Here is an 11,026-nt window from a genome sequence, read left to right as displayed (position 1 = left end):
GACATCAGTGCCCGACCCGCTTGTGAGCCCGGCCGCGGGCTTCTTCGTCGACAAGCCGTTCTGGGACAGCCAGGTCTACGGCCAGTTCGCCGACCTCTACGCCCCGTGGACGGCGTACACGCCGGCGTGGAGGGCGGGCGCTGTGGCCGCCACCATCGGGAACGGCACCCTGGCCGGCAAGTACAAGAAGATCGGCAAGCTGCTGTTCTGGGCTTTCCGGTTCGTGTGGGGGTCGACAACCCCTGTCCCAACGGACGCGGGGATCTGGTTCTTCGGTTTCCCGCCAGGGATGCCCATCGTCGGTGACCAGGCCGCTCCCGCGCGATGCACGAGCCCCAACGGCAACCAGCTCCCGCTTGGCGTGTCCCAGTCCGGGACCGACATGTGGTTCACCACCCCGAGCGACGCCGGGATCAGCAGGACCGTTCCGTACACCTGGGGCGGGTCGACGGTCGGCCGGACTATCACCGCCAGCGGGTTCTACGAGACTTCCGCCTGATCTGGCCATCACCACATGGGACGAACGATGACCGGCATTCTCGCGCTCGACATCTGCGTCGCACTCGGCATCCTCGCCGGGGGCGGCGCGGTCGTCTGGAAGGCGCTGGCCGCGCTCAAGCGCTGGGGCAACTTCACCGACGACCTATTCGGCGAGCCCGCCTGGCCTGGCGTCGACGCCAGGCCGGGCGTCATGGAGCGCCTGCACGCGATCGAGGCGGAGCTCCACCCCAACCACGGGTCCAGCCTGCGCGACGCCGTCGACGGCGTGGCCGCCACCGTGAAGCGGGTCGAAGTGCACTTTGAGGCCCATCTGCTGGAGCACACGCAGAAAGACAAAGCGGAATAAATGCGCCTCTTTTCTTAAAAGCAGAAGGGCTAATTGGAATAAATGCGATTTCTCGGAGAACTCGCCGACGTGGCGCGACGCGCAGACCTCCAAGTGACGGAGGTTCCCGGGTGGAAAACCCGGGGCCACGGTCCCCAGCCCGAGGTGCAAGGGATCGTGGCCCACCACACCGCAGGGTGGGATGACCTGCACGTGGTCAGAGACGGGCGGCCCGGCTTGGACGGGCCGCTCTCGCATTTCTGGCTCCGCAAGGACGGCCGCGTGTTCGTCGTGGCGGCCGGGCGATGCTGGCACAACTCGCCGTCAACCAGCGTCCAGCACGACAACTCCAGCGCCATCGGGATCGAGGCCGAAAACGACGGCCGCACCCCGTGGCCCAAGGCGCAGCTCGACGCCTACAAGCGGCTGTGCGCCGCGCTGTGCGAGGCGTTCGGCCTGCCCGCGAGCAGGGTCAAGGGGCACAAGGAGGTCCAGCGCGGCAAGCCTGACCCGCACTCGCTCGACATGGCCGCGTTCCGCCGCGACGTGTCCGCCCTGATGAACGGCAAGCAGCCCGCCGAGCCGAAGCCGCTTCCCAGCCGCCAGGGCGTGCCCGACTTCCCCGGCCGGGCGCTGCGCCTCGCCATGCCTTTGATGACTGGCGAAGACGTGCGCACCTGGCAGGCCGGCGCCCGCCGGTTTGTCCCCGAGCTGACGGTCGACGGCTGGTACGGCCCGGCCTCGCGGCGGGCTTGCGAGAAGGTCCAGCGCACGGTCGGCGTCCCCGCCACAGGCGTGGTCAACGCCGAAACGTGGCTCCTCACGTGGATGTGGGAGCCGAGCAACCCGAGGGAGAAGGTATGAAGGTGCTCTATACAGCCGCCGCCACGATCCTGCTGATCGGTGGCGGCGGTGTCGCTTATGCGGTCGCTTCGGCCACGCCCACGATCGTCGGCGTGTGCGCGAACAAGACCAACGGCGGCTACCTGCGCCTCCTGGAGGCCAAGAACAGCGCGAAGTCCCAGTACGGCAAGTGCCGGAAGAACGAGGTCAAGATCCCGCTGGCCACAACCGCGGCCAAGGGCGCCCGGGGCGCGTCAGCCTACGAGGTGTGGCGGGACTACACCGACAAGGACGGCAAGCAGCCAAACAAGACCAAGACCGTCAACGACTACCTGGCCTCACTCCAGGGCCGCGGCTTCGACGGCGCCCCGTTCAACATCACCTTCACCGGCAACGGCCCGTGGACCTGCTCCTGGCAGGCGACCACGGGCACCCTTGCCTGCGTCACTCCGACGTCCTGATCGTCCGGGCCTCGACTCATCGGGGGATAGCCGAGGCCCGGCATCTCCCATATCCATCCCCCGCCCTATCGACCCGCTCACCATCGGGTGCATGCGGCCAGGGGAGAACCCATCTTGTCCACCTGGACCATCCACGACGGCGACGCGCTCGCCGTCCTACCCACCATCCAGACCGCCTCCGTCGACATGGTGCTGGCAGACCCGCCGTACAACAGCGGCGGCCGAACCAACGCCGAACGGGGCCAGCAGACAGCCCGCGGCAAGTACGTCTCCGGCGACGTCGGCCACCAGCTCGCCGACTTTCCGGGAGACAACCGCGACCAGCGCTCCTACACGTACTGGCTCACGCTCGTGCTCCTGGAGTGCCTGCGAGCCGCCAAGCTCGGTGCGTCAGCCCTGATCTTCACCGACTTCCGGCAACTGCCCGCCACCTCCGACGCCCTCCAGGCTGCGGGGTGGACCTGGCGCGGCATCGTCCCGTGGCACAAGCCCATCAGCCGGCCACAGCGCGACGGTTTTCGCCGGGAGTGCGAGTACATCCTGTGGGGCAGCAACGGCCAGCCGCACCGGCACGCCGAGCCCGTCTACCTGCCCGGACTCGTGAAGGGCTCTCAGCCACGGGGCACCGGCCGCGTCCACATCACCCAGAAGCCGGTCGACGTGCTGCGCGAGCTGGTCCGCATCTGCCCACCCGGTGGGACCGTCCTGGACCCGTTCACCGGCTCCGGCTCGACTGGAGTGGCTGCCCTCGCCGAAGGCCGTTCCTTCATCGGCGTGGAGCTGACCAAGCACTACGCCGCGGTCGCCCGGCAACGCCTCGCCGAGGCCCTGGCCCAACCCACGTCCTAGCCACCCCTATTCAAGGAGACCCATGTTCCATCAGTGGATCTTGTCGCTCTGGCGTACCGTCGTGCCGTCTGTCGTCGGCGGCGTGCTCGGCTGGCTCACCCTGCATGGCATCATCATCGAGGGTCTGACCGCCGAGCAGATAAGCATGGGCGCGGTCATGTTCGGCACGGGCATCTACTACGGCCTGGTGCGAGCGCTTGAACAGCGCTGGCCGCTGCTCGGCGTGCTCCTCGGCTCTACCACGGCCCCCACGTACAAGGAGAGCTCCCACCCGGGCGTGCATGCCGGGCGAGAGCTGTAGAGAGCGAGGGATGCCCCGCTTCATCTAGAGGCGGGGCATCTTCCTCATATCGTGCAGTTTCTAGCGCTCGTCGGTATCCCCTCGCCTTCGTGCGGGGAATCTCCGTTCGAAGTACCGCCGCGTGTCCGAGTGAGCCCGGCCGTAGACGGATGAGGGCTCGTGCCAGTGTTCCGCTGCCGCCCGGAGGACGAAGCGGCGGCCGAGAGCGTGGACAGGATCACAGCAGGGTAGGCGCCTCGGGGGATTCAGCGGCAGGCGGCTTGCGTGCGCTGGCGGGGACCGGGAACACATTCGCCTGCTCCAGGTCGGCCACGGTGACGAGAGGGCTGTTACAGATCCGCTCAAGTAGGTCGGCCTGATCCGGCTCCAACTCGACGCACAAGGTCAGGACGTGAAGCAGCTGGAGGAGCTCGGTGGTGAACTCCGCCGTCCACTCCTCGGTGTTGATGTCGTCGAGGGGCGACGACTTCCGCCCGGTCGGATTCTTCTTGCGGTAGCCGAACCACTTCTTGATGACCTTCAGCCCAGACACCTCGTAGGCCCACACCTCGGGCCGGACCGGAGCGATCTGCCCGACGCCTACGTGGAGGGTGGCCGTCTCCGGGTCATACGAGATGTCGTCTGGCATGTCGTCGGCAGTACCCGGGATGGCCACCAGAACCTTGGCTCGCTGGGCAGCAGGGGGCCTGGGCGGACCCGCTGGACGGTCCTCGGCTGGGTCGGCGAAACGCTCGCCGTAGGTGTGCAGCCAAAGCACGCGCCTGCCGAGTCTTATGGCCTTCTCCCACAGTTCGGGGTCGGCGGTGAGCGGTATCCGAACGCCGGGGGTGCGCAGGTCCTCGCGGAAGCGGCTCGTGTAGCCGCTGTGGGCGGTCGCGGCAGCGATGTAAGCGAGCATGTCGGCGGCGGTGACAGTTTGGCCGAGCCGGTCGGTGAGCAGGCGGAGCAGGCCGGGGGCGAGGTTGGCCGACCCGGCGGCGCCATCCCGGTAGAGCGGGAGCACCCGTCCACCCGCGCTGCCCTGAAAGTGGTTCATGTCGGGTACAAAGGATGCGAAAACCAAGCCTGGGCCTACGCCGAGCGGCTGGGCGTGCTGTTCGATAGTAAATACTTGGGACGCGCTTGCGACCTGCCAAAGGCTTGGGCTCGGACGATGATGAACGCGGGCATCAGGAATCACCCATTGCCGGTCGAAGGACCGATAGGCAACTCGTACTGGCTCAGGGCACGGGCCGCTCTCGTTGCGGATGATTCCATGGTGTACGGCGAGACCGGGGACGGGTTGGACTACGCTGTCCACCTTGCGAGAAGCGCTCTCCTTGAACAGAGACACTTTGTTGTCGGCAGGTGCCTTCACTAGCCTCTCCCATCGGGACCGAAGCACAGCAGGATCAGGGTCATAGACCCAGGTTCGATTGGGCATGAGACCGGGTGCTTGCCAGGGCATCAGGTCGCCTAGCGTTGGATGGCTAAGCCAGTCAGCTCCTCCTGGAGGCTGGAAGCGGTCCTGCCAGCCGGTCGCGCACTCAGCCCACGCCAGACCGTCGATGGTGAGCTCAGCGAGCTGAGCGAACTTCTGGGTACGGTGCCCCGACACGCTCAGGTGATGGATTCGTGCCGGCGTCTCCCGGTCGCTCTCGCCGTAGCGGGCGAAGATCCCGATGCACAAGGGCTGCTGCACCCCAGAGAACACACGGGTGGGCACGTCGGGCTGGTGGCCCTCGGGGGACACGTCGATGATCCAGCCTTCGTCAGCGGTGCGGCGAAGATATTCGCGCATTCCCGCGAAACCGGCGCCGTGGGTGTAGTTCGAGATCGTAATGAAGGCAACGATGCCTGCGGGGTGTTCGGGGTGAGCGTCGAAGACCTTCCACGTGGCCCAGCGCCAGAAGTACACGTACAGGTTGGACAGCACGTACTCGTAGCGGCCGAGGCCCTCGGCCTTGAAGTCCCGAAGGGGCGTGCCATGAACCGAGTTCTTGCCTGCGCCCTGCTCAATCCACCCGCCCATGCCCTTGGCACGTTCACGGTACGGTGGGTTACCGATCACGACCTGGACAGGGGTTTCCCGCTTGACCTTGTTGGCCTCCCGACGCGAACGCACGATGGGTTCGTACATCGACCCGATGTCGAGCTGGGTGTTCTCGAAGGGGTTATCGAGGGTGTCGGCGACGTAGAGCTTCTGATCCTTCTCAGCAATCTCGGCACTATGCTCGGCCTTGAGCGCCTGGTTGAGCCGCAGCTCGGCCACGGCGAATGGCCCTGCCTGCCGTTCTAGTCCAATGAGGCGACCGAACAGCTTTTTGAGTTGAGCGGGAACCGCGCCCGGCCCTTCTTCCTCCTCCACCGTCTTGGCGACGCTTCTGATGATGTTCAGCAGGTAAGTTCCGGTGCCCATCGCAGGGTCGACCACCACCACGTCGTCGGAGGCGAAGCCGCCCTCGCGCCCGAGCCGTGCGCGGAGGATGTCGTCGGTGAAGCGGACCATGAACGAGACGACCTCGTTGGGGGTGTAGTACGAGCCGCTCTGCTTGCGAAGCTCGGAGTCGTACACCTCAAGGAAATGCTCGTACAGGTGGAGGTAGGAGTCGGTGGACCCGTCGCTGATCTTGTCCCAGTCGACGGCCCCGATGACTCGTTTGAGAGTCTCCACCACGATGCTGCGCCCGTCCACGGTGTCGTGGGTGAGGACGGCCAGCGCTTTGCCCATCAGGGAGTGGTTCTTGCCTAGCTGGGAGGCGATCTGGCTGAGTGAGCGGGTCTCGAAAGCGATGCCGTCGACGCGGGCCAGCAGTAGGGCGAAGGTGACCGTCTGGGCGTAGGAGTCGGCGAACTCTTCATGAGTCAGGCCCGGGAACAGCAGCTTGCGCCAGTCGGTGGCTAACTCGGTGAAGAACTTAGTCTTCTCCTCCCCGCGGTGCTCGCGGTCAATGGACTCGAGGACCTCCGTGCGCAGCAGCTTGCACAGGCCGGCCACGGCACGGACAAGCTGGCGGACGTTACGGGGAGGCGTGGGCTTCCACAGAAGGAAGTCGGTCACGATCCGGGAGAATTCGCCGTCAGCAGGGGCGAGCTTGGCACCCGCCTTGCGGATGTCGCCGTCCAGCCGGGCAACCTGTCCGATCAGCTCACCGTCACGGTACAGCGCCCACTGGCAACCGTCTGTGTAGAGCACATTGGGCAGTAGGCGGAGCTTCTCCCACTGGTTCTTCTCGTGCTTATTGGGTGTCCATGTAGTGGGTACTCCCCGCCCTGGTGCCTTGAGCTCGATATACCCCACGCGAGCACCAGCGACGTCCACGCCGTAGTCCGGTCGTACCCCGAGCGTGGCCAGCGACGTCTCGCCGAACATCTCAACAGAGACGCCCATGGCTGCAGCGACGTCTTCCTTGAAGAGCCGCTCAAGCGGCGCACGAAGCTGGTCCTCGGGCTGGCCGTCACCACGGAGTTTCGCGGTAACGGTGCTGCCGAAACGAGAGACCGCCTTAGCCATTTTGTCGAGCAACGACGGCGGGGGGTAAGTCGAGGTCATTTCCACCCATTTACATGTCAGTGCGTACGCGGGCTGCGCTGCTCATATAGGTATTCCTAGGCCGTTAGTGTCACATGATTGGCTTTGTGGGGAAACCCCAAATGATCACAGTGCGGTGAAGGTCGAGCTGGGGTTGCCGCACTGGTGTTCACATCGCGTAACCGGCTTCACCATCGAGTAAAGGACCCCGACGTACTTGGAGATGTTTGGCGTCGTCTGACCTGCGTGTCTATAAGTTCACCGAGCGCTTTCGGCAGCTGGTTGTCACCGCCCGTAGCCCTATCTGTGATGGGCTGGCTCCTTTACGCGCTGGTGCGGATCCGATGCTGTAGCCATTCCTCAGCTGCCTCGCCCATAGCCGACTTCCACGGGGCGCTGTCCGCTTGGGAGATCTCCCGCCACATGGTCAAGCTCGCCTGAGCGAAGGCGTTCACCCCTTCGGCCGGGGCCTCGCGCCACGCGGGCAGGTCCGTGCATACCTTGTCGGCCTCCTCGGCGGTGTGGCCGCCCAGCATCAGCCGCAGGATCAGGCACGCCGGGTCGATCCATCCGGCGCCCCTGGTGGGCCATGCCCAGTCGATCAGCAGGGCCCGCCCGTCTGCGATGAGGACGTTGAGGGGGTTGTAGTCGGTGTGCAGGAGCCGATCCCCGGCCAGCCATCGGAGGTCGTCCGGGTCATCCATGTATGGCTTCCAGCGGCTCTCGGCCGTCTTCAGCGGCAGGTTCGGGCAGGGGGTACGCCCGAGCAGGTACATGACGTCGGTCACCAGGGCCACGTCAGGCGAGCCGGGATCGAAGCGGGCGTGCCGGCCGTCCACGGCCTCGAACCCGATCAGGTCCCACTCGTCATCCTCGACCCGCCACAGCGTCCGGGGGGAGACCTCGGCCACGTACGGGCCGATCACCCATTCCATGTCCTGCGTCCACCGCCGCGGGAAGGCGCGGCGCAGGCCCTTGACGAACACTTCGCCGGTGTCCGTCGTGAGGAGCGCCGCCACGGCGGAGTTGAGCCCTTCCGTCATGGTCGCTGCTTGCCGGATGGGGCCGGTGTGCTCCTCCACCCTGGCTCTCGTCTCGGCGGGCAGATCGTTCCAGTCTGTGCGTGCAACCGGCATGCGTTCCTCCGTCTCGCACGAGGGGGAGCCGCCCCACGATACTCGTAGGGCGGCCCTCACCTGCGCGTCTTCTTCCTAGTAGGGCTGATCGTCGCTGGATGAGCACGAGCACTTCTGCGGAGCCAGGAGCGTCTCCAGGTCCGCGATAACCTCGACCTCGGGCTGAGGCGCAGGCCGCGGAATGAGGTCGATAGCAAGGGCTGTCATGGGGCGTTCACCTCCTCTCGCTCTCGGTGCTGGCAGTAGTTCGCCAGCGGCGATTTCGCCTTGCGGTAGAGCTGCACGAGCGGCATGCACGTGCCGCACGTGCCCTGCAGGGTGCAGCCTGTACAGCCGCCCTGCCGCAAGAGGAGGGAGTCAGCGATCTGCCCGAGGCGGGCCAGCCCTTCGGCGCCCTCCTCGACCAGGCGGACGTTCGGCTCGCGCCCGATCTTGCAGATGGACGCGACGCCGTGCGGATCGACGTGGAAGAAGGTGTGACCAGCGTTGCAGCCGGTGAAGACGCTGCGCTTGCGCAGGTGCTCGACCGACTGCGACGGCAGCGTTTCGGCGCCGCCGTAGATGGTCGGCGACATGTTGACGAACGTCACGTACGGGACGCCCCATCCGTCCGCGAGGCGCTCCATCTGCGCCACCTCGGCCGCGCTGTGGTTGGTGACGATCAGCGAGAACTTGAGCGATAGCCTGGCCTCGACGGCGGCAGTGATGCCCTTGCGGAACTTCCGGAAGCTGCCTGGCCGGCGCGTCAGCCCGTCGTAGCTGGCCTCGGTCGCGCCGTACACGCTGACGGTGATTTCGTGCGGGCGGCGCGAGGTGAGCAGGTCCAGCACCTTCGGCTCGTGCAGCTTGGACCCGTTGGACAGGATGGACAGCATCATGCCCATCTCGTAGGCCAGGCCGTACGTTTCGAGGAACAGCTTGTCGATCGTGGGTTCGCCGCCGGTGAGCTGCAGCCACAGCACGCCGACGTCTCGCAGGATGTACAGCATCTTCTCCCGCTGGTCCCAGGGCATGCCCTTGAACTCCTTGACGCCGAGGTAGCAGTGCTCGCAGTCGTAGTTGCAACCGAGGTTGAGCTCGTACGTCGCCCGCACGTAGTCGTAGCCGGTGACGGGCCGCACCAGCACGCGCTCCCGGAACGGCTCCAGGGACATGGCCGGCCCCCACAGGGTGGTGACCGCGTCGGCGAACCATGCGGGCGGCATGTCGGCCTGGGCGAGTTCGATGTACTTGCTCGCGGAGAGTCTCAGTCCACCGCCGCGGCCTGGGGCGAGCACCAGGTGTTCGCCGTCGAGATACGGGCTCACGATGAGGTTGTGCATGGGGGTGCTCCGATCGTGGTGGTCAGGTGACGGTGGGGCTGTACCGGTTATGGGCGGCGCAGGACGGGCCGGCGCACCGGGGAAGGTTCGGTAACTGCCTGGCCCGCCGTAGCACGACGATCAGGGGCGTGAAGCACCAGAACGCGGCGTCGTGCTGGAGCATCAGGTCCGGCCCTACGGGGCCGCACTCGTCGCGCCACGCCTCCTCGCGCTCCTGGTGAATGGTGAGCCGGTCGCGGCACGCCTGGCACATCTGCTCGGGGTCGCGCTGGGTGAGCCGTTCCAAGGCTTCCATGGTCGCGATGAGCCCCAGTGCGTGGACGATCGAGACCGCGAGGAAGGCGGCCAGCAGTGGATTCACGACGCCACCTGGTGTGTCTCGCGCTGGTGGTGGCTGTCAAGGTTCTGCCACGCCGCCAGCGCCTGTTCGTAGGTGCCGCGGACGGTTTCCTCTTCTTTCCCGTCCTCGGTGCGGCGTAGCACATAGAACTCGGCACTCTCGAAACAGAGAATGAACGCCTCGCAGCAGGAGGCTTCAGCGACGCACCGGAGCCCTCGCGGCGTGTGCGGTTCCCAGATGTACGACATGGATCACTTCCAGCGGTGCGACGGCTGGACCTGCGGGTAGGGCCGAAAAGGACCGCCGCGTTTGGTTGGGCCCGGGTGAGAGGGTTGGCCTCCCGGCCCGGGGCGTTACTGTCTGGCGCTGATGGCGGCGTTATGCCTCGTCTCGACATGCCGCCGTCTGATCAGCAGAGCTGTCCGATCCCCTGGGAACGGGCGGGCGGCCGAGTAAGCCGTAGGCGGCCTGCGACCGCCATTGCGCTTGGACGGCATCGGACATGCGGCGCAGCAGTTCATCCGGATACTCCGCCGCGACCCAGATGCCGCCGGGCGCACAGTGGCCCGCGTAGAACGCAACGAGGCCACGATCGCGGAGGGAGTACATCACCCACCAGTCGGGCAGACGCTGTTGCAGGCTCTCGGCGTAGTTCTTTCCCATCGCGTCGGCGGTGGTGTCGTTCTCGTTGACCAAGATCATTGGGTTCTCCACAGCGGAACAGTGGTTTAGGGGCGCAGGCCGGGCTGGGCAGCGGGGTGCCCGACCTGCGCCCGGAGTGCGGTACGGCGGGGAAGGCGACACCGGGCCGTCCGCACTGGGCGTGGCAGTTGCAGCGCGCGTGGATACGCTGCTCCGTGACCAACGGCTGCCACGCCACGCTCATCAGTTCGGTGCGATAGAGGTGTCAGTCCTCATGGACTCCGACGTGCCGACTCGGACCGTCCACGAGGAACGGCACCGGTCAGCGCCATGACCGAACGGCCGGCGGATGAGGCGGTCGTGCGAAAGGTGCCCCGGACGAACAGCAGGCGCGCCCCAACCGCGTCTATCTGTTCGCGCCGCCGGGTGGCGATGTGCTTCCCGCCCAGATGGTGAGCAGTCGGCAGGACCACTCCGTACGCGCCGGACAAGAGAAGCACGTCCAGCAGCCCGGCGAACGCTGGATCGTCCGCCGACTTGCCCCCTCGGTCGGTGAAGATGCCGCAGAGCTGCAATTCGTGCTGGTCGCAGTACTGGGCCAGCGTCACCGTGAGAGCGGCTTGCCGCTCGGGTGTCGAGCGGTGCAGCCGTAGGTAGCCGTAGACGATTGGACCATCCACTTGATGTTGTTCCGTGAGTGTCCACAAGGTAGCCGTCCTTACCGTGGCTGGGGCTGGTGACCCGCTCTTCGAGCATGGCCAGCCGTGGCATGGCTGCATACGAACTGCTGTCGCA

13 protein-coding genes are annotated in these 11,026 nt (G+C 66.3%); 6 read left to right on the top strand and 7 right to left on the bottom strand.

Annotation, left to right across the window (positions count from 1 at the left end; all coding sequences use genetic code 11):
* Window positions 1–7: 7 nt before the first annotated feature.
* The 6 genes from AB0H84_RS00605 to AB0H84_RS00580 all read left to right on the top strand — a co-directional run bounded on the left by AB0H84_RS00605 (window position 8) and on the right by AB0H84_RS00580 (window position 3,280).
* The gene (locus AB0H84_RS00605) at window positions 8–499 is read left to right on the top strand and encodes a hypothetical protein (protein WP_357595963.1); all 492 of its coding nucleotides are present in this window, start codon (window positions 8–10) and stop codon (window positions 497–499) included.
* A gap of 27 nt (window positions 500–526) precedes the next feature.
* Window positions 527–847 (top strand): hypothetical protein, encoded by a 321-nt coding sequence (locus tag AB0H84_RS00600; RefSeq protein ID WP_357595960.1) that lies wholly within the window; start codon window positions 527–529, stop codon window positions 845–847.
* Between the two features lie 42 nt (window positions 848–889).
* Complete coding sequence (locus tag AB0H84_RS00595) at window positions 890–1,690, top strand: N-acetylmuramoyl-L-alanine amidase (RefSeq protein WP_357595958.1); 801 nt, start codon at window positions 890–892, stop codon at window positions 1,688–1,690.
* Window positions 1,687–2,130, top strand: coding sequence for a hypothetical protein (locus AB0H84_RS00590; RefSeq protein ID WP_357595955.1), 444 nt, complete (start codon window positions 1,687–1,689; stop codon window positions 2,128–2,130). Before AB0H84_RS00595 ends, AB0H84_RS00590 begins: the two co-directional genes overlap by 4 nt.
* Window positions 2,131–2,244: 114 nt before the next feature.
* Window positions 2,245–2,979, top strand: coding sequence for a site-specific DNA-methyltransferase (locus tag AB0H84_RS00585; RefSeq protein ID WP_357595952.1), 735 nt, complete (start codon window positions 2,245–2,247; stop codon window positions 2,977–2,979).
* A 22-nt stretch (window positions 2,980–3,001) separates the two neighbouring features.
* Window positions 3,002–3,280, top strand: coding sequence for a hypothetical protein (locus AB0H84_RS00580; protein ID WP_357595949.1), 279 nt, complete (start codon window positions 3,002–3,004; stop codon window positions 3,278–3,280).
* A 217-nt stretch (window positions 3,281–3,497) separates the two neighbouring features.
* Here AB0H84_RS00580 and AB0H84_RS00575 read toward each other — a convergent pair whose 3' ends face one another.
* The 7 genes from AB0H84_RS00575 to AB0H84_RS00545 all read right to left on the bottom strand — a co-directional run bounded on the left by AB0H84_RS00575 (window position 3,498) and on the right by AB0H84_RS00545 (window position 10,938).
* On the bottom strand, window positions 3,498–6,812 hold the full coding sequence (locus tag AB0H84_RS00575) for a type ISP restriction/modification enzyme (RefSeq protein ID WP_357595946.1): 3,315 nt from the start codon (window positions 6,810–6,812) through the stop codon (window positions 3,498–3,500).
* A gap of 302 nt (window positions 6,813–7,114) precedes the next feature.
* The gene (locus AB0H84_RS00570; RefSeq protein WP_357595943.1) at window positions 7,115–7,927 is read right to left on the bottom strand and encodes a hypothetical protein; all 813 of its coding nucleotides are present in this window, start codon (window positions 7,925–7,927) and stop codon (window positions 7,115–7,117) included.
* Window positions 7,928–8,130: 203 nt separating this feature from the next.
* Entirely contained in the window at window positions 8,131–9,249 is a 1,119-nt protein-coding gene (locus AB0H84_RS00565) for a radical SAM protein (RefSeq protein WP_357595941.1), read from the bottom strand.
* 22 nt (window positions 9,250–9,271) lie between these two features.
* Complete coding sequence (locus tag AB0H84_RS00560) at window positions 9,272–9,610, bottom strand: hypothetical protein (RefSeq protein WP_357595938.1); 339 nt, start codon at window positions 9,608–9,610, stop codon at window positions 9,272–9,274.
* On the bottom strand, window positions 9,607–9,837 hold the full coding sequence (locus tag AB0H84_RS00555) for a hypothetical protein (RefSeq protein WP_357595936.1): 231 nt from the start codon (window positions 9,835–9,837) through the stop codon (window positions 9,607–9,609). The genes AB0H84_RS00560 and AB0H84_RS00555 overlap by 4 nt, the downstream gene beginning before the upstream one ends.
* Before the next feature lie 130 nt (window positions 9,838–9,967).
* Entirely contained in the window at window positions 9,968–10,291 is a 324-nt protein-coding gene (locus AB0H84_RS00550; protein ID WP_357595933.1) for a hypothetical protein, read from the bottom strand.
* 212 nt (window positions 10,292–10,503) lie between these two features.
* Window positions 10,504–10,938, bottom strand: coding sequence for a recombinase family protein (locus AB0H84_RS00545; RefSeq protein WP_357595931.1), 435 nt, complete (start codon window positions 10,936–10,938; stop codon window positions 10,504–10,506).
* Window positions 10,939–11,026: the final 88 nt, after the last annotated feature.

Source organism: Nonomuraea sp. NPDC050786 (assembly GCF_040654115.1).
Lineage (GTDB): Bacteria > Actinomycetota > Actinomycetes > Streptosporangiales > Streptosporangiaceae > Nonomuraea.
Note: the sequence above shows the minus strand (reverse complement) of the source record. Positions and strands in the feature narration are given on the sequence as shown.